17 protein-coding genes and 1 tRNA gene are annotated in these 18,350 nt (G+C 69.4%); 9 read left to right on the top strand and 9 right to left on the bottom strand.

The genetic code is table 11. The annotated features are described in order from the left end of the window. The coding region (locus AC1D2K_RS11095) for a DUF1501 domain-containing protein (RefSeq protein WP_478088855.1) at positions 1–1,093 on the top strand (1,093 nt) is incomplete at its 5' end. A gap of 82 nt (positions 1,094–1,175) precedes the next feature. After that, positions 1,176–2,381 (top strand): DUF2252 domain-containing protein, encoded by a 1,206-nt coding sequence (locus AC1D2K_RS11100; RefSeq protein ID WP_478088857.1) that lies wholly within the window; start codon positions 1,176–1,178, stop codon positions 2,379–2,381. A 13-nt stretch (positions 2,382–2,394) separates the two neighbouring features. Here AC1D2K_RS11100 and AC1D2K_RS11105 read toward each other — a convergent pair whose 3' ends face one another. Continuing rightward, entirely contained in the window at positions 2,395–3,258 is an 864-nt protein-coding gene (locus AC1D2K_RS11105) for a LysR family transcriptional regulator (protein WP_478088859.1), read from the bottom strand. A 66-nt stretch (positions 3,259–3,324) separates the two neighbouring features. Between AC1D2K_RS11105 and AC1D2K_RS11110 the strand changes: the two genes are divergently transcribed. The 5 genes from AC1D2K_RS11110 to AC1D2K_RS11130 all read left to right on the top strand — a co-directional run bounded on the left by AC1D2K_RS11110 (position 3,325) and on the right by AC1D2K_RS11130 (position 8,447). Then, a complete protein-coding gene (locus tag AC1D2K_RS11110) occupies positions 3,325–4,506 on the top strand; it encodes a YbfB/YjiJ family MFS transporter (protein ID WP_478088861.1) in 1,182 nt (393 codons plus the stop codon). A 17-nt stretch (positions 4,507–4,523) separates the two neighbouring features. Continuing rightward, entirely contained in the window at positions 4,524–5,117 is a 594-nt protein-coding gene (locus AC1D2K_RS11115; RefSeq protein ID WP_478088862.1) for a carboxymuconolactone decarboxylase family protein, read from the top strand. Between the two features lie 175 nt (positions 5,118–5,292). Continuing rightward, the gene (locus AC1D2K_RS11120; protein ID WP_478088864.1) at positions 5,293–7,020 is read left to right on the top strand and encodes an ABC transporter permease; all 1,728 of its coding nucleotides are present in this window, start codon (positions 5,293–5,295) and stop codon (positions 7,018–7,020) included. A gap of 23 nt (positions 7,021–7,043) precedes the next feature. After that, positions 7,044–8,360 (top strand): ABC transporter ATP-binding protein, encoded by a 1,317-nt coding sequence (locus AC1D2K_RS11125; protein ID WP_478088866.1) that lies wholly within the window; start codon positions 7,044–7,046, stop codon positions 8,358–8,360. 11 nt (positions 8,361–8,371) lie between these two features. Beyond that, positions 8,372–8,447 (top strand) — tRNA-Gly (locus tag AC1D2K_RS11130). A gap of 113 nt (positions 8,448–8,560) precedes the next feature. Here the strand turns inward: AC1D2K_RS11130 and AC1D2K_RS11135 are convergent. Then, complete coding sequence (locus AC1D2K_RS11135) at positions 8,561–9,244, bottom strand: TetR/AcrR family transcriptional regulator (protein WP_478088868.1); 684 nt, start codon at positions 9,242–9,244, stop codon at positions 8,561–8,563. A gap of 43 nt (positions 9,245–9,287) precedes the next feature. On the opposite strand from AC1D2K_RS11135, the gene AC1D2K_RS11140 reads away from it, so the two are divergent. Next, positions 9,288–10,397, top strand: a complete 1,110-nt coding sequence (locus AC1D2K_RS11140) for a DUF2855 family protein (RefSeq protein ID WP_478088870.1) — start codon at positions 9,288–9,290, stop codon at positions 10,395–10,397. A gap of 92 nt (positions 10,398–10,489) precedes the next feature. Here AC1D2K_RS11140 and AC1D2K_RS11145 read toward each other — a convergent pair whose 3' ends face one another. Beyond that, positions 10,490–11,119 carry a flavin reductase family protein gene (locus AC1D2K_RS11145; protein WP_478088872.1) on the bottom strand — a complete coding sequence of 210 codons (630 nt, stop codon included), beginning with the start codon at positions 11,117–11,119 and terminating at the stop codon, positions 10,490–10,492. A 101-nt stretch (positions 11,120–11,220) separates the two neighbouring features. Here AC1D2K_RS11145 and AC1D2K_RS11150 point away from each other — a divergent pair, with 101 nt between their 5' ends. Further along, on the top strand, positions 11,221–12,102 hold the full coding sequence (locus AC1D2K_RS11150; RefSeq protein ID WP_478088873.1) for a DUF3014 domain-containing protein: 882 nt from the start codon (positions 11,221–11,223) through the stop codon (positions 12,100–12,102). A gap of 12 nt (positions 12,103–12,114) precedes the next feature. Here the strand turns inward: AC1D2K_RS11150 and AC1D2K_RS11155 are convergent, their stop codons facing one another. The 6 genes from AC1D2K_RS11155 to gcvP all read right to left on the bottom strand — a co-directional run. Beyond that, positions 12,115–13,407 (bottom strand): RNA polymerase sigma factor, encoded by a 1,293-nt coding sequence (locus AC1D2K_RS11155; protein ID WP_478088874.1) that lies wholly within the window; start codon positions 13,405–13,407, stop codon positions 12,115–12,117. Between the two features lie 10 nt (positions 13,408–13,417). Further along, positions 13,418–14,116 carry a YciI family protein gene (locus tag AC1D2K_RS11160; RefSeq protein WP_478088875.1) on the bottom strand — a complete coding sequence of 233 codons (699 nt, stop codon included), beginning with the start codon at positions 14,114–14,116 and terminating at the stop codon, positions 13,418–13,420. Positions 14,117–14,148: 32 nt separating this feature from the next. Further along, entirely contained in the window at positions 14,149–14,556 is a 408-nt protein-coding gene (locus AC1D2K_RS11165; RefSeq protein WP_478088877.1) for a DoxX family protein, read from the bottom strand. An 11-nt stretch (positions 14,557–14,567) separates the two neighbouring features. Then, positions 14,568–15,011 carry a YciI family protein gene (locus AC1D2K_RS11170; protein ID WP_478088878.1) on the bottom strand — a complete coding sequence of 148 codons (444 nt, stop codon included), beginning with the start codon at positions 15,009–15,011 and terminating at the stop codon, positions 14,568–14,570. Between the two features lie 25 nt (positions 15,012–15,036). Then, positions 15,037–15,459 carry a YciI family protein gene (locus AC1D2K_RS11175; RefSeq protein ID WP_478088879.1) on the bottom strand — a complete coding sequence of 141 codons (423 nt, stop codon included), beginning with the start codon at positions 15,457–15,459 and terminating at the stop codon, positions 15,037–15,039. 140 nt (positions 15,460–15,599) lie between these two features. Continuing rightward, positions 15,600–18,350, bottom strand: a 2,751-nt coding sequence (gcvP, locus tag AC1D2K_RS11180; RefSeq protein WP_478088881.1) for an aminomethyl-transferring glycine dehydrogenase, incomplete at its 5' end; no start/stop codon positions are given.

The following is an 18,350-nucleotide window of genomic DNA, read 5'->3' on the forward strand; positions in this document are numbered from 1 at the left end:
TGCCTACGACTGCGCCAATGTGCTGGTGCCGACCGCGAGCGACTTCTACTACGCCGCGCGCCCCAACATCGCCATCGCGCGGCCTGGCGAACCCCACGGCGCGCTGGCCCTCGACGCCCACTGGGGCCTGCATCCGGCGCTGGCCGCGAGCCTGATGCCGATGGTCCAAAGGAAGCAGCTCACCTTCATCCCGTTCGCGGGCATCGACGACCTCACGCGCAGCCACTTCGAGACCCAGGATTCGATCGAACTGGGCCAGGCGCTCGACCAGCGCCGCGACTACCGCTCGGGCTTCCTCAATCGGCTGGCGCTCGTGCTCGGCGCCGGTCCGCTGACCGATGTGGCGTCGATCGCCTTCACCGACCGATTGCCGCTCTCGCTGCGCGGCGAGGCCAAGGCCGCCAACATGGCGCTGACTGCCGTCGCCCGGCAGGGCATCGACGAGCGCCAGAGCCAGGTGATCCAGTCGATGTACCGCAACACCGCCCTCGCGCAGCCGGTGAGAGAAGGCTTCGAAGTGCGCGACGAGGTGCGGCGTGCGGTGCAGGCCGAGATGGACGCCGCGAGCCGCAATGCGATGACCGCCAAGGGCTTCGAACTCACGGCCCGCCGCATGGCGCGGCTGATGCGCGAGCGCTTCGATCTGGGCTTCGTCGACGTCGGCGGCTGGGACACGCACGTGGGGCAGGGCGGTGCCACCGGCTACCTCGCGAACCGGCTCGAGGAACTGGGCCGCGGCTTGGCGGGCTTCGCCACCGAAATGGGCGATGACGCCTGGCGCGACACCGTGGTGGTGGTCATCAGCGAGTTCGGCCGCACCTTCCGTGAGAACGGCAACCGCGGCACCGACCATGGGCACGGAACCGTCTACTGGGTGCTCGGCGGCGGACTGGCCGCGCAGGCGGGCGGGCGGATCGTCGGGGAGCAGGTGGAGGTCTCGCAACCGCGTCTTTTCCAGAACCGCGACTACCCGGTGCTCAACGAATACCGCGCGGTGTTCGGCGGCGTGTTCGCGCGCATGTACGGGCTCGCGCCGGCCCAGCTCGATCGGGTGTTCGGGGGCGTGGCGGCGAAGGATCTCGGCCTGGTCTAGGGCCTGACCGGACGCTGACCCGCGACCGGTGCGCTTAGGATGTTGCCGATGTGCACCGGCCTCGGTGCAGCCGAGGTGCGCCATGAACATCGTCAAGCAGATTCGCAACTTCAATGCGGACCGCGAGCCCGAACGTCTGGCGCTCAAGTACCGCAACATGCGCAGCGATCCTTTCGTGTTTCTGCGCGCCACCTGCCACCTTTTCTACGCCCGTCTGCCGCTGGAGCCGGTGATGCGCAAGGCGCCGGCGGCCTGGGCCTGCGGCGACCTGCACCTGGAGAACTTCGGCAGCTACAAGGGCGACAACCGGCAGGTGTACTTCGACGTCAACGACTTCGACGAGGCGCTGCTGGCGCCGCTCACGTGGGATCCGGTGCGCGGYCTGGCCAGCATCCTGGTCGCGGGCAACTCGCTGCATCGCGACCCGGCCGTGCCGCCGCACCTGTGCGATTTGTTCCTGGGCGTCTATGCGCGCACGCTGGTCGACGGCAAGCCGCGATGGGTCGAGCGCGAGACCGCCATGCCGCCGGTCAGCGACCTGCTGCAGGCGGTGCGCCAGCGCAGCCGGTCGACCTTTCTCGACACCCGCACCGTGCTGCATGGCCGTCGCCGCCGGATCCGCATCGACGGACGCAAGGCCCTGGCCGCCACGCCGCAGCAGCATGCAACGGTGAAGACTTTCGTTGCCGACTTCGCCGTGCGGCAACCGGTGCCGCGCTTCTTCGAGGTGCTGGACGTGGCGCGCCGGATCGCCGGCAACGGCAGCCTGGGCGTGGATCGCTACATCGTTCTGGTGCACGGCAAAGGCTCGCCCGACGGCAACTACCTGCTCGACCTGAAGCAGGCCCTGCCCGCATCGCCGTTGCCGCGCGTGCCCCTGCCGCAGCCGGCCTGGACCGACGACGCGCAGCGCGTGGTGACGGTGCAGCAGCGGATGCAGGCGATCGCAATGGCCTTTCTGCATCCCGTGCACATGGGCGGGATCCCCTATGTGCTGCGCGCCCTGCAGCCCAGCGAAGACCGGGTGGCGCTCGCCGCCACAGGCATCCGGCATCCGCAGTTGCGGCTGGAACACCTTGTGACCGTGATGGCGCAGTGCCTGGCATGGGCGCAGTTGCGCAGCAGCGGGCGCGGCGGTTCGGCTGACGCCGACGAGCTGATCGATTTCGCACAGGGCCGCAAATGGCGCCGCCAGCTCATGGAGGTCGCGCGCCATTGCGCGGCCGAGGTCGACGGCGACTGGAAGGTGTTCTGCGCCGCCTACGATGCGGGGGCTTTCGCGGGTTGAGATCGACCGTCCGTCAGGCCTTGCCCAGCATCTCGATCAACCGCGCCAGCGCCACCGACGGCGTGCCGTGCCACACGAGATGCGTGCGATTGATGCGGATGCGCTCCGGCAGCGCATGCTGGCGAACATCGGCAGTCGCGCGCAGCGCCTTGAGCACCGACACCGGAACGATGGCGAAGCCCGTGCCCGCCGCCACGCAGGCGATCATTGCCTGGTAGGAAGAGAATTCGAGCGAACGCGAGGGCGCCGCGCCGCCCTTGCCGAGCCATTGCTCGAGCAGCCGCCGATAGGAGCAGCCCTGCGCGAACGCGATCAGCGTGGCGTTGGCCAGGTCGCCGGGCCCGGTGACCGAAGCCACGCTGCGCGCCGTGACCAGCACCAGTTCCTCCTCGAAGACCGCCATCGTTTCGAGCCCCGGGGCCGAGAAGGGCTGGGACACGAACGCGGCCTCGACCTCGAAGGCGTTCACCCGCTTCAGCAGTGCGCCCGTGGTCCCCGTGACCAGCTCGACCACGACGCCGGGATAGAGCTTGTGGAAGCGCGACAGCAGCGGCGCGAGCCGGCTGCCCGCCGTGCTTTCGAGCGAGCCGAGCCTGAAGGTGCCGATCGGCATTGCGCTGCGCAGTTCGCTCTCGGCTTCATCGGCCAGGCGCAGCAGGCGCTCGGCGTAGGGCAGCAGCTTGGCGCCGGCGGGCGCCAGCGCGAGCGTGCGGCCCTGGCGATGGAACAGCTTCTGGCCCAGCCGGCCTTCGAGCTGCTGGATGCGCGTCGTGACATTCGACTGCACGCGATGGAGCTTGTCGGCCGCGCGAATTACGCCGCCCTCGGCGACGACGGTGCGGAAGATCTCCAGGGAGTCGAGATCGATGGTTCTCATTTGAAGAATGAATGTTCTGAATAATTCATTTGTGCCGTGAGTGGATTCTGCGTCCAATCGACATCCATGTCGAACCCTTCCATCGCCTTGGCCCGGCCTTCCTTTGTCGCCACCTGCATCGCGGGTCTGCTCGCACTGGCTGTTGCGATGGGCATCGGACGCTTCGCCTTCACGCCGATGCTGCCCCTGATGATTCGCGCCGGCAGCGTCGATGTGGCGGATGGCGGCTGGCTCGCCGCGGCCAACTATGCGGGCTACCTGCTCGGCGCACTGACGACCGTGCGCATCCCGTTGACGCCGCAGCGCATCGGGCTCGTGGCGCTCTCGGCGATCGTCCTGTCGACGGCCGCCATGGGCCTGACGGCGTCGTTGCCGGCCTGGCTGGTGCTGCGCTTCGTCGCCGGCGCGGCGAGCGCCTGGGCGCTGGTGAGCACCAGCGTCTGGTGCCTGGCCTGGCTCGCGCGCTTCGAGCGGCCGTCCGGGGCGGGGCTGCTCTATGCGGGCGTCGGCGTGGGCATCGCGCTCGCCGGCCTTCATTGCTGGCGCGCCGGTGCCGTCGGCGCCGCGGCCGATGCGCTCTGGCTGCAGCTCGGTGCGATCGCATTGGCGGGCCTGTTCGTCGTCGCGCTGCTGATGCCGCGCGAGGCGGCGGCCGGCGCCGCCGCGGCACCGGGATCGAAAGCCGCGTCGTCGGGCACCGCAGACACCCCATGGGGCCTCGTGATCTGCTACGGCGCCCTCGGCTTCGGCTACATCCTGCCGGCCACCTTCCTGCCGGTCCTCGCGCGCGCCGTGGTCGACGACCCTTTGGTGTTCGGTGCCGCCTGGCCGGTGTTCGGCGCTGCCGCCGCCGCGTCCACCTTCTTCGCGAGCGTGGTGCTGGGCCGCGTGTCTCGGCGGCGGGTGCTGGCCGGCAGCCATGTGCTCATGGCCGCCGGTTGCCTGCTGCCGCTGCTGCATCTGTCGGCGATCACCGTGCTGGCGGCCGCGCTGCTGGTGGGCGGCACCTTCATGGTCGCCACCATGGCCGGCATGCAGGAGGCCAGGGCGCGCACCGTCGGCGACCCGACGCGCGCGCTCGGCCGCATGACGGCCGCCTTCGCGATCGGCCAGATGGCCGGGCCGATGCTGTCCTCGACCCTGAGCGCGAAGTCGCAGGGCTTCGGCGGCTTGTTCGTCGCGCTGGCCGTCGGCGCGGTGGCCTTGCTGGCCAGCGCGGCGTGGCTGTTAAAAACCGACCTGAACTAACTGAAAGAGACCCCCCCATGTTCCAGCAAGGCCATACCYATCCCTGGACCGAACGCCTCCCGATGCCCGCCGCCGGCGCGATGACGCACGCGCAGCGCGCCGCCGCCCAGGCCCTGATCGACGGGCCTCGCAAGGCCGTCTTCGGCCCCTTCGTTCCGCTGCTGCAGAGCCCGGTGCTGATGGAACGCATCGGCAGCCTCGGCGAGTACCTGCGCTTCGACAGTGCGCTGGACGCCCGCGTGCGCGAGCTGGTGACTTGCGCGGTCGCGCGCCACGTCGGCAACCAGTTCGAATGGGTCCTGCATGCGACGGCGGCGGTCAAGGCCGGGGTCAACGCCGAGGCGATCGAAGCCTTGCGGCTCGGACGCCGGGCCCAGCCGCTGGCGCCGGACGAGCAGCTCGCGCTCGACTTCGCCCTCGAACTGCTGCAACACGACGGCGTCAGCGAGCCGACCTATGCGGCGGCCGAGGCGCGCTTCGGCAAGGCGACGGTGGTCGAGCTCAGCGCCCTGGTGGGCTACTTCACGATGGTCTGCTGGATCATGAACGTGGCCCACACGCCGGTGCAGGGGGCCGAGGGGCAGCGCGGGCTCGACGCCTTCCCGCTGTAGCACACAGCCCGGCGCCGGGCCGCCCCAAGGCGGGCTGCGGCCCCCTCGGGGGGCAGCGAGTACACGAAGTGACGGAGCGTGGGGGCGAATGAGTCAGGCCTGCGTCCGGTTCGGAAGGCACAATGGCGCCCGCGCTGCGGACCGGGTCCGTGCATCGAACCCAACGCTTCCGCCCATGCTCGACAAACGCTTCTTTCCGCGCCAGGCCGTCGTGTCCGGCGGCAACCGCTGGGACTGGGCGCTGCTGCCGCTGGTGCTGGCGGCGCTGTTCGCGCTGGCCTTCGGCGGCGCCCAGATGGCGCGGCCCTATGAGCTCGGCCAGCCGCTGCCGATCAGCCTCGATCCGTGGATGCTGCCGTACTACCTGCTGCGCACCACGCTGCGCATGTTCCTGGCACTCGCGGCGTCGCTGGTGTTCAGCTGCGTCTTCGCGGTGCTGGCGACGCGCTACCGCGCCGCCGAGAAGATACTGGTGCCGATGCTCGACATCCTGCAGTCGATCCCGATCCTGGGCTTCCTGTCGATCACGGTGACCGGCTTCATCGCGCTGTTCCCGGGCAACCTGCTCGGCGTCGAGTGCGCCGCGATCTTCGCCATCTTCACCTCGCAGGCCTGGAACATGGCGTTCAGCCTCTACCAGTCGCTGCGTACCGTGCCTTCGGAACTGCGCGAGGCGGCATCGGTGTTCCAGCTCTCGGCCTGGCATCGCTTCTGGCGGCTCGAGCTGCCGTTCGCGATGCCCGGGTTGCTGTGGAACATGATGATGTCGATGTCCGGCGGCTGGTTCTTCGTGGTCGCCTCCGAGGCGATCTCGGTCTCCAACCAGAGCATCATGCTGCCCGGTGTGGGCTCCTACATCGCGATGGCGATCCAGGCGCGCGACCTCGGCGCCATCGGCTGGGCGATCGGCGGCATGCTGATCGGGATCACGCTCTACGACCAGTTGTTCTTCCGGCCCTTGATCGCCTGGGCCGACAAGTTCCGTTTCGAGGAGGGCAGCAGCGAGGATGCGCCGCGCTCCTGGCTGCTCACCTGGCTGCGCCGCACAGAGCGCATCAAGCGGGCCATGATCGGCGCGGCGCGGCTGCTCGAGCGCTCGCTGGTGCTGTTCCGGCGCGACCATGACGGCACCTCGATCAAGGCCCGGCCACGCACGCCGAACCCGGCCATGGCGCGCGCGTGGGACGCCGCGCTCGCCGCCGCGGTGCTGCTCGCCGTGGTGTGGCTGGTGCGCTTCATCCACACCGAGGTCGGCTGGTCCGAGGTCCGACACGTGTTCGTGCTGGGCTTCTACACCATGATCCGCGTGGTCGTGCTGATCGCGCTGGCCGCGCTGGTCTGGGTGCCGATCGGCATCTGGATCGGCATGAACCCGCGCTGGGCCGGGCGGCTGCAGGGCGTGGCGCAGTTCATGGCGGCGTTCCCGGCCAACCTGATGTTCCCGGTGGCGGTGCTGTTCATCGTGCGCTGGCAGCTCAACCCGAACATCTGGCTGGCGCCGCTGATGGTGCTGGGCACGCAGTGGTACCTGCTGTTCAACGTGATCGCCGGCGCGTCGACCGTGCCGACCGAACTGCGCTACGCAGCGAGCAACCTCGGGCTCGGCGGGTGGCTGCGCTGGCGGCGCTACCTGCTGCCGGCCGTGTTCCCGAGCTTCGTCACGGGGGCCATCACGGCCAGCGGCGGCTCCTGGAACGCGAGCATCGTGGCCGAGTACGTGACCTGGGGCGACACCACGCTGCAGGCCGCGGGCCTGGGCAGCTACATCGCCCACATGACGGCCATCGGCGATTTTCCGCGCATCGCGCTGGGCATCGGCGTGATGTGCGTGTTCGTCATGGGCATGAACCACTTCGTGTGGCGTCGCCTCTACGAGCTGGCCGAGAACAGGATGCACTTTTGAAGATGAACGCGCGAGGAGGGTCCATGGCCGAAGCCATCGTTGAATTGAAGGGTGTGGGCAAGTCGTTTCGCTCGGCCGACGGCGCCGCGCGTTCGGTGCTCGAAGGCGTCGACTTCCGCCTGGCCGAAGGCGAGATCGTGGCGCTGCTGGGCCAGTCGGGCTCGGGCAAGTCGACGCTGCTGCGCATCCTTGCGGGCCTGATCGGCGTCGACACCGGCAGCGTGCGCTACCGCGGCCAGCCGCTCTACGGGCCGGCGCGCGGCATCGCGATGGTGTTCCAGTCCTTCGCGCTCTTTCCCTGGCTCACGGTGCAGCAGAACGTCGAGCTGGGGCTGGAGGCGCGCGGCGTGGCGCCGGCGGAGCGGGCCCGGCGCGCGAATGCTGCGATCGAGCTGATCGGCCTCGCCGGTTTCGAGGGTGCCTTGCCGCGCGAGCTGTCGGGCGGCATGCGGCAGCGCGTGGGCATCGCGCGCGCGCTGGTGGTGGAGCCCGAGGTGCTGCTGATGGACGAGGCGTTCTCGGCGCTGGACGTGCTGACCGGCGAGCGATTGCGCGACGACATCCTGCGGCTCTGGGGCGGCGGCGCGATGCCGACCAAGGCGATGCTGGTCGTCTCGCACAACATCGAGGAAGCGGTACTGATGGCCGACCGCGTGCTGATCTTCGCGGCCGACCCGGGCCGCGTGCGCGCGGAACTGCCGATCCGGCTCGCGCGGCCGCGCGACGCCGACAGCCTGGAGGTGAGGGCGCTGATCGACGAGGCCTACGCGCTGATGACCGCCGGCGCGCCGGTGGCCGGCCGCCCGCCCGAGGAGCCGGTGCGCATGCACCTGGGCGATCGCCTGCCCGATGCCGACATCGGCCGCATGGAGGCCTTGCTCGAGATGCTGGTGGATGACGGCCGCGAAGGGCGAGCCGATCTGCCGCAGCTCGCGGAGGAGGCCGAGCTCACCGACCACGACCTGCTGCCGCTGGCGCAGGCCCTGTCGATGCTGGGCTTCGCGCAGCTGGCGGATGCCGACCTGCATCTCACGGAACTGGGCCGCCGCTATGTGGCTGGCGCGCACACGCTGCGCCAGCAACTGCTGGGCCAGCAGCTGCTGGCGCACGTACCGCTCGCGGCGCACATCCGCCACAGCCTGGAGCAGGCACCGGCGGGCGAGTTGCCGCAGGAACCCTTCCTCGATCTGCTCGAGGAAAGCCTGGACCGGCCGACCGCCGAGCGCGTGCTGCGGACCGCGATCGAATGGGGGCGCTATGGCGAGGTGTTCGAGTTCGATTTGCGCACCGGCCTCATTCATTTGCCGGCCGGCGAAGAAGTCGAAAAAAATGCACTATAATCAGAGGCTTCGCGGGAGTAGCTCAGTTGGTAGAGCGCAACCTTGCCAAGGTTGAGGTCGAGAGTTCGAGACTCTTCTCCCGCTCCAGATATCGAATCTGGTGCTCAACGCGAAGCACGCAGACAAAAAGGCCACCCTCCGGGTGGCCTTTTGCTTGGGCGATGCATGGGCGATGCATGGGCAAGGCGTCGACGAAGACGTCAACCCTGCTTGGGCTGCGCCAGTGCGATGCGGTGCAGCACGATCGCCTCCATCTCGGCGACCCAGCCGGCGTCGTCCGGTGGATCGGGCCGCAGCAGAAGGCGATAGCGTCGTCCGCCCCAGGCCGCGGTCAGCAAGGCCTGGATGGTCGACGGCGGCGGTGGCCGCGGCAGGTCGGTGCAGGCCGCGAAGGCCTCGCGCCACCGGATCGCCAGTTCGTCATACACACGTTGATGGTGCTTGGGCTCGGCCACGCGGTGCTCCAGCTGCAGCATGCCGCGGTCGAAGGCCGGCAGCCCTTCGAGCCGGGTGTCGCACGTGATCCGGACCAGCTGCTTCACGCGCTCCCGCGCCGGCAGTTCCGTGGCCGGCGGTGCGATGACGTCGGTGTCGAGCCGCCGCAGCAAGGCCTCGATGCAATGGCGCACGTAGCCCGAGAGCAGCGCCTCCTTGTCCGGAAAGTAGTCGTACAGCGTGCCGACCGCAATGCCGGTTTCGAGGGCCACGGCGCGGGTCGTCACGCCGTCCCAGCCCTCGGCATTCCATATCCGAACAAACGCGTCGTAGATGGCCTGCACGGTGAACTTGCCCCGGGCTTGCGTCGGGCGTTTCAGCGGCTTGGAGCGGGGCGCGGCGGCCTCCTCCTGTTTTCCGAACCCGCTGGTGGATGTGCGGCGGTACATTTTTTGGCAAGGGGGTCGACCCCCGAATCACCTGGGACAAGACATGAGCGTCGCTTTCACTTTAACCCGTCTCGAGACCCGCAAGGACGCGCTGGGCACCACGCGCCTTCGCAGCGCGCAGGACCCCGGCGTGCTGGCCGCCGGCGAGGTGCTGCTGCGCATCGACCGCTTTGCGCTGACCACCAACAACATCACCTACGCGGCCTTCGGCGACGCGATGATGAAGTACTGGTCGTTCTTCCCGACCGGCGACCCGGACTGGGGCCACATGCCGGCCTGGGGCTTCGCCGATGTGTTCGCATCCACGGTCGACGGCGTCGAGGTCGGAGAACGCTTCTACGGCTACTTCCCGATCGCCAGCCACTTGCGCATGACACCGGTGCGCGTGACCGAGCGCGGCTTCTACGACGGCGCGCCGCACCGCAGCGAACTGGTCTCGGCCTACAACCAGTACATGCGCTGCAGCCGCGACGCCGGCTATGTCCAGGCGCTCGAGAACTACCAGATGCTGGTGCGTCCGCTCTTCATCACCTCCTTCATGCTGGCGGATTTCCTGGAGGACAACGCCTTCTTCGGCGCCACGCAGGTGGTCGTCTCCAGTGCGTCGAGCAAGACGGCCTACGGCACCGCCTTCTGCCTCGGACAGCGCGAGGGGCTGAGCCTGATCGCCCTGACCTCGGAGCGCAACCGCGGCTTCGTCGAGAACCTGCGTTGCTACGACCAGGTTCTGCCCTACACGAGCGCCACCTTGCTGCCCGCCAGTGTGCCAACGCTCTACGTCGACTTCTCGGGCGATGACGATCTGCGCGCCACCCTCCACCATCATTTCGGCGCGGCGCTGGTCTACGACTGCTACGCCGGCTCGGCGCAGAAGACCGCCTTCCTCGCCGAAACCCCGCTGCCGGGTCCCAAGCCCTTGCTGTATTTCGCGCCGGTGCAGATCCGCAAGCGCAACGCAGACTGGGGTCCGCAGGAGGTGAACCGGCGCTTCAACGACGCCCAGGGCCGCTTCATCGCCGAACTCAGCCGTCCGGACAGTCGCTGGATGACGCTGGCGGAAAGCCGGGGCTTCGAAGCCGCGCAGCAGGTGGTCGCCGATCTGCATGATGGCCGTGTCGATCCGCGCAGCGCGCACGTCGTCCGGCTGGACTGAGCCCCCACGCTCCCTCACTGCGTGTGGTCGCTGCCCCCCGAGGGGGCCGCAAGCCGCCTTGGGGCGGCCCGGCGCCGGCTTGAGCCCCCACGCTACATCTCGTCGATCGGCGTGCTTCGCGCTCCGTTCTGCGCCGCGAGCGCATAGCGCTCGCGCGTCTTCACATAGAAGCTCGCGCCGAAGCGGCCGACCGGGAAGTAGTGCTGCAGGCGCACGCGCCAGGTCTCGGTGTCGATCAGTTCGTCGCGCGCGTGCATCCAGCGCACTTGGCCGATGAAGATCTGCCGGCTTTCGGTTTCGAGCGTCTCCCAGAGCGTGCATTCGAAAGCCACCGGCGCCTCGGCGATTCGCGGTGGCTTGACCGCTTCGCTGGGCAGCGCGGTGAAGCCGACCACCTCGAGCTCGCTCACGTGCGGCGGATGGCGCTCGCCGCAGCGATGCATCTGCTCGGCGATGTCCTCGTCCGCCAGGTGGATCACGAATTCGCCGCTGCGCACGATGTTGGCCGCGGTGTCCTTGAGCACGCCGTCCTGCAGCCGGTTGACGCTGATCATCACGATCGGCGGTTCTTCGCCGAGCATGTTGAACATGCTGAAGGGCGCGGCATTGACGATGCCGTCTTCGCCGAGCGTGGTCACCAGCGCGATCGGCCGTGGCACGATCAGGCTCGCCATGAGCTTGTACCGCTGGTACTCGGTCAGGGTGGAAAAGTCGATGTTCATTCGGATTCCTTGACGCTCACAGAGCGTTACGGCAGGAAGCGCCCGCGTGGTTTCCAATGGACCGCACGCATTGCCCGCATTTGAGAAAAGAGGATTCCACCATGCCCGAACGGGACCCAGCAGAATTCAGGCCAGCACGCGAGTCTTCGGTGTGGACCCTGGTGATTGTCGTTGCCGTGATCCTCGCGGCCGCCTTCGGCTGGTGGCGCTGGTCGCTGCAGAAGGAAGCGCCACCGGCACCGCCCGTCGTCAGCGCGCCGCCGCCCTCGGCCGCACCGGCCGACACGCCCCCTCCGGTGGCGGTCGGCCCGCAGAATCCGGTCGATGCACTGGCCGAGCCCGAGGCCGCGCTGCCCGCGCTGAACGACGCCGATGGCCGCGTCACCGCGGCGCTCAACGAACTGCTCGGGAAGAAGTCGGTCGGCACCTTCCTCGAGGCCGGTGGCTTCGTGCGTCGCTTCGTCGCCACCGTGGACAACCTGCCGCGGGCGCAGGCGCCTGCGCGCATGTGGCCGGCACAACGGGCGCCCAAGTCCTTCGAGGTGCAGGGCGCGGGCGAGCTGAAGACCATCGGCGCGGACAACGCCAGCCGCTACACGCCGTTCGTGCTGTTCGTCGAGTCGGTGGACACGGCCCGGGCGGTGGCGCTCTATGCCAGGCTCTATCCGCTGTTCCAGCAGGCCTACGAAGAGCTGGGCTATCCGGGCAAGTATTTCAACGACCGCCTGGTGGCCGTGATCGACCATCTGCTGCAGGCGCCCGAACCCGCCGGGCCGGTGCAGGTGAAGCTCACCGAAGTGAAAGGCGAGATGGCGCCGCAACATCCCTGGATCAGCTACGAGTTCGCCGACCCCCAGCTGGAAGCGCTCTCGGCCGGCCAGAAGATGCTGGTGCGCATGGGCCCGGTCAACGAGCGTCGGTTGAAGGCCAGGCTGAAGGAGCTGCGCGCCCAGCTCGCGACCGGCGCGGTGGCGAAGAAATAGCGCGAGGGCCGGTCAACCGGCGCTCGCGGGGCCGCCGGAACAGGCCAGCGCGCGCATCAGCAGCAGCTTGCGCTCGCGTGCGTTGCGCGTGAGTTCCGCCGCCCGCTTGAACTCCTCGCGGGCCTCGGCCTTTCGGCMCATCTTGGCGAGCAGGTCGCCGCGCACGCTCGGCAGCAGGTGGTAGCCCTGCAACTGCGGCTCCGAGCGCAGTGCGTCGACGACTTCAAGGCCCACCGCCGGGCCGAAGGCCATCGACAGCGCCACGGCCCGGTTCAGCTCGACGATCGGCGAGGGCGCGAGCTGGGCCAGTGCCTCGTAAAGCGCGGCGATGCGCGTCCAGTCGGTTTGCGCCGCGTGGCGCGCGCGTGCGTGGCAGGCGGCGATGGCGGCCTGCAGGGCATAGGGCCCCAGGGTGCCGCCGAGCTTCTCGGCACGCGCCAGGGCGGCGAGGCCGCGCCGGATCAGCATCTGGTCCCAGCGCGCGCGGTTCTGCTCGAGCAGCAGCACCGGTTCTCCGTCGGCGTCGATGCGCGCGGCCGCGCGCGAGGCCTGGATCTCCATCAGCGCGACCAGGCCATGAACTTCGGGCTCCTCGGCGACGAGCTCGGCCAGGATGCGCCCGAGCCGCAGCGCTTCCTCGCACAGCGCCGGACGCATCCAGTCCTCGCCGGCAGTGGCCGAATAGCCCTCGTTGAACACCAGGTAGATGACCTCGAGCACCGACGCAAGGCGCGCGGCCAGTTCGTGCGCGCGCGGCGCCTCGAAGGGCACTCGCGCGGCGGCCAGCGTTCGCTTGGCGCGCACGATGCGCTGCGCGATCGTCGCTTCCGGCACCAGGAAGGAGCGCGCGATCTCGTCGGTGGTCAGGCCGCCCAGCAGGCGCAGGGTCAGGGCGACCCGCGCCTCGGGCGAAAGCACCGGATGGCAGGCCGTGAATACCAGGCGCAGCAGGTCGTCGCCCACCTCGTCGTCGAGCGCGGCGTCCACCGCCTCGGCGAAGTCGGCGGCGGCGATCGCATGTTGCGCGTCGAGTTCGCGGCCGATTTCCCCTTCCTTGTTCGCATGCAGCGTGCGCTTGCGCAGCAGGTCGATCGCGCGGCGCTTGGCCGCGGCGGTGAGCCAGGCGCCCGGATTGTCCGGGATGCCCTCGCGCGGCCAATGTTCGAGGGCCGCGACCAGCGCGTCCTGCGCCAGCTCCTCGGCCACGCCGACGTCGCGCACCATCCTGGCGAGCGCGCCGATGATCCGGGCCGACTCGATGCGCCAGACYGCGTTGATCGCGCGATGCGTCTCGGCGACGTTCATCCGGGAGCGCCTATCGCGACATCTCGCGCACGGGGCGGATCTCGACCACGGGATGCACCGGCGCGTAGGGGTAGCGACTCGCCCATTCGATCGCTTCATCCATCGACCGGGCACGGATCAGCCAGAAGCCCGCGATCAGCTCCTTCGCTTCGGCGAAGGGACCGTCGACCACGCGCGGCTTGCCGCCGCCGAACTTCAGGCGGGCGCCCTTGGCGGTCGACTTCAGGCCTTCGCCCGCCAGCAGCACGCCGGCTGCGACGCTCTGGTCATTGCGCCGGGCCATCGCGTCGAGCCGTTCGGGGGCGGTGGGCGCGTCGGCCTCCAGCTGCGCGTCGGACAGCAGCATCACCATGAAACGCGGATCCGGATCCTGCTGCGCGGCCGACGAGTGGATCCCCGGCAGGCCGCCGGGGCAGCCCGACTCGCGAATCTCGAGCACGGGAGCGGCCTCGGGGCCCGGCACCCAGCGGGCGAGCTGTTCGGTGGCCGCCTGCAGCGAGTCGGCCTCGAAGAAGCCGAAGCCCGCCACCAGGTCTTCGGTGTGCTCGAACGGCCCCGGCACCCGCTGCGGGCCGTCCGCCGAGAAGTGCAGGCGGACGCCGTGCGAGCTGGCCTGCAGCGCGGCATGGGGGAGCGCGGGGGCCACCGGCAGCGTCTCGTCGGCGTCGAGGCCGGTCTCGGTGCGCCGGTCGGCCTTGCGGAGGATCACGAATCTCATCCCGCAAGGATAGCGTTGTGCGCTCAGCGCCGCAGCGGGAGCATGGCGCGCAGCCGCTCGTCGCGCAGGAAGAGGCCGCCCCAGGCCATGAGTCCGATGTAGAGCCCGAACAGCAGATGGCTGAAGACCGGGCTGCCCACGCGCAGGTGGGTCGCCATGGCGCCGCCGAGCAGGCCCGTCAGCAGGATGGCGCCGAGCACCGAGCTGCGCGGGATGGCGTAGAGCACGCCGATCGCGAGCGTCAGCACGCCGAGGCCGAAGGCGATGTCCGTCGGATAGCCGAGTTCGGCCAGTGACTGCTTGACCACGTCCATCTCGACCACCTTGATGGCGCCGTCGAACAGCAGGAACGCGACGACCAGGCCGCTGAGGATGCGGCCGGTCCAGAGGGCGGCGCCCGAGGCGGGCGCGGTCGGAAGGATGGCTTGCATGCGAGTGCTCCTCAGGCCTTGCCGGCCGCTTGCCGGGCCACGGCGCGCTCGCGCAGGTTCTCTTCCTGCTTGCGGATCTCGGGCGTGAACTCGGCGCCGAAATCTTCCGCCTCGTAGACCTGGCGCAGCTCCAGCGCGACGTTGCCGTGGCCGTCGATCGGCGGCCAGCGCTTGACCCATTCGAGCGCTTCCTCCCTCGACTTCACCTGGATCAAGGTGAAGCCTGCGACCAGTTCCTTGGTCTCGGCGAACGGGCCGTCGATCACGGTCGGCCTGCCGCCCTTGAACTGGATGCGGGCGCCCGTGGCGCTGGGCTTCAGGCCCATGCCGTCGAGCATCACGCCTGCGGCGATCATCTGCTCGTTGTACTTCATCATGTCGGCGACCAGCTGCTGGGTCGGCATCGCGCCGGCCTCGGTCTCGGGGTCGGCCTTGCGAATGATCATGAATTTCATGGTCGTGTCTCCTTCGGGCGTCCGTTCAGGCGCGCTTGGCGGCGACTTCGGCGAGCACCCGCTGTTCCTGCGCGCGCAGCTCCGGCGTGAGCTCGGCGCCGAAGTCGTCCAGCTCGAACACCTGGCGCAGCTCGAGCTCGGTGCCATCGTCGAAGGGCGCGCGGCGCAGCCATTCGAGCGCTTCCTCCTTCGAGCGCACCTGCCACAGCCAGAAGCCGGCGATCAGCTCCTTGGTCTCGCTGAAGGGGCCGTCGACCACGGTCCGGTCCTTGCCGGAGAAGCGCATGCGGGCGCCCTTGGCGCTGGGATGGAGGCCTTCCATCGCGAGCAGCACGCCGGCCTTGACCAGCGCCTCGTTGTAGTTGCCCATGTCGGTCAGCAGCTGTTCGCTCGGCATCACGCCGGCTTCCGAGTCCTTGCTGGCCTTGACGATCACCATGTATCGCATGTCGTTGCTCCTTCGGATTCGAGGCCGGCGCCGGTCGGGATCGACCGGGCAGTTCCGGGGCTCTGATTGGACGTCGAAGCAGCGAACGCGAAATCGACAGCCGGAGGGGCTTTCAATTGTAAAAAAATGTTTCTAAATCCTCAGGCCTTGGCGTACGCGTCCAGCGGCACGCAGCTGCAGAACAGGTTGCGGTCGCCGTAGACGTTGTCGACCCGGCCGATCGGCGGCCAGTACTTGGCCTGTCGGAGGCTGTCCAGCGGGAAGGCGCCGAGCTCCCGCGAGTAGGGCCGCGTCCATTCGCTGCCGAGCAGGCTGGCGGCGGTGTGGGGGGCGTTGCGCAGCGGGTTGTCGTCCTTGGGCCAGATGCCTTCCTCGACGCGGCGGATCTCGCCCCGGATCGCGATCATGGCGTCGATGAAGCGGTCGAGCTCGGCCAGCGGCTCGCTCTCGGTCGGCTCCACCATCAGCGTGCCGGGCACCGGAAAGCTCAGCGTCGGCGCATGGAAGCCGTAGTCGATGAGTCGCTTGGCGACGTCCTCTGCGCTCACGCCGCTGGCCTCCTTGAGCGGGCGCAGGTCGAGGATGCACTCGTGCGCCACGTGGCCGTTCGGGCTCGCGTACAGCGTCGGGTAGTGGTCCTTGAGCCGCGCGCTGATGTAGTTGGCGCTGAGGATCGCGGTCTCGGTCGCCGCCTGCAGGCCCTTGGCGCCCATCATGCGGCAGTACATCCAGCTGATCGGCAGCACCGCCGCATTGCCCAGCGGCGCGGCGGAGACCGCGCCGACGGCGCCGTTCGACGCCAGCCCGCCGGTGACATGGCCCGGCAGGTAGGGCACCAGGTCTTCCACCACGCACACCGGCCCGACGCCGGGGCCGCCGCCGCCGTGCGGGATGCAGAAGGTCTTGTGCAGGTTCAGGTGGCTGACGTCGCCGCCGAACTCGCCCGGGGCGGCCACGCCGACCAGCGCGTTCATGTTGGCGCCGTCGACGTAGACCCGGCCGCCGTGCGCGTGCACGATCTCGCAGAGTTCCTTGACGCGGGTCTCGAACACGCCGTGGGTGCTGGGGTAGGTGATCATCACCGCGGCCAGCTTGTCGCCGTGCTTCTCGCAGGCGCGCTTCAGATCGTCGATGTCGACATTGCCGTCGGCGTCGCAGGCCGTCACCACCACCTGCATGCCCACCATCTGGGCGCTGGCCGGATTGGTGCCATGCGCGGACGAGGGAATCAGGCAGACGTCGCGATGCGCTTCGCCCTTGGCCTCATGGAAGGCCTTGATCGCGAGCAGGCCCGCGTATTCGCCCTGCGAGCCGGCGTTGGGCTGCAGGCTGATGCCCGCGTAGCCGGTCGCTTCGCAGAGCCAGGCGCGCAGCTGGGCGTCGAGCTGCGCATAGCCCAGCATCTGCTCGGGCGGCGCGAACGGGTGGATGTCGGCGAACTCGGGCCAGGTGATCGGGATCATCTCGCTGGTCGCGTTGAGCTTCATGGTGCAGCTGCCCAGCGGGATCATGCTGCGGTCGAGCGCGAGGTCCTTGTCGCTCAGGCTGCGGATGTAGCGCAGCATCGCGGTTTCGCTCTTGTGGGTGTTGAACACCGGGTGCGTCAGGAAGGCGCTCGTGCGGCGCAGGTCCTCGGGCAGGCGCGGCGCCGCCGCGGCGGCGATGGCGTCGAAGTCGGGCGCCGGCGTGCCGGCCGGCGCGAACAGACCCCACAGCGTCACGACGTCGGCCCGCGTGGTGGTCTCGTCGAGCGAGACGCCCAGGTGGTGCTGCAGACGGTGGCGCAGGTTGATGCCGGCGGCTTGTGCGCGTTCGTTGATCGCCTGCGTGTCGTCGCCGGTGCGGATCGTGAGCGAGTCGAAGGCGGTGCCGTTGACCAGCTCGCGGCCCAGTTGTTCGAGGCCCTGCGCCAGCACCGCGGTCAGCAGGGCGACGCGCTGCGCGATGCGGCGCAGGCCTTCAGGGCCATGGTAGACGGCGTACATGCTCGCCACCACGGCGGGCAGCRCCTGCGCGGTGCAGATGTTCGAGGTCGCCTTCTCGCGCCGGATGTGCTGCTCGCGCGTCTGCAGCGCCAGCCGGTAGGCCGGCTGGCCGTGCGCGTCGACGCTGACGCCCACCAGCCGCCCGGGCAGCGAGCGCTTGAATTCATCGCGGCAGGCCAGGTAGGCCGCATGCGGGCCGCCGTTGCACATCGGCATGCCGAAGCGCTGGGTGGTGCCGCAGACGATGTCCGCATCCCATTCGCCCGGCGGCGCCAGCAGCGTCAATGCCAGCAGGTCGGCCGCGACGCAGAAGGCGGCCTCGCACTGGTGCGCGTGGCCGGCCAGCGGGCGCAGGTCGTGCACCTGGCCGGTGGTGGCGGGGTATTGCGCGAGCGCGCCGAAGAAGCCGCCGCTGGCCATCAGGTGCGGCAGCGTCTCGGAGGCGGTGCTGACCTTGACCTCGATGCCCAGCGGCGCGGCGCGCGTGCGGATCACCTCGATGGTCTGCGGATGGCAGTCGCCCGACACCAGGAACACGTTGCTCTTGCTCTTCACGCTGCGGCGGGCCAATGTCATCGCCTCGGCCGCCGCAGTGGCCTCGTCGAGCATCGAGGCGTTGGCGATCGCCATGCCCGTGAGGTCGCAGACCATGGTCTGGAAATTGACCAGCGCCTCCATGCGGCCCTGCGAGATCTCGGCCTGGTAGGGCGTGTAGGCGGTGTACCAGGCCGGGTTCTCGAGCACGTTGCGCAGGATCACGCCGGGCGTGTGGGTGCCGTAGTAGCCCTGGCCGATGAAGTTCCTGGCCACCTTGTTCTTGGCGGCGATCGCCTTCAGCTCGGCCAGCGCATCGGCTTCGGTGATCGGCGGCGCCAGCCGCATCGGCCGGCGCCGGCGGATGGCCGG

The organism is Variovorax sp. P1_H12_2 (assembly GCF_056405335.1).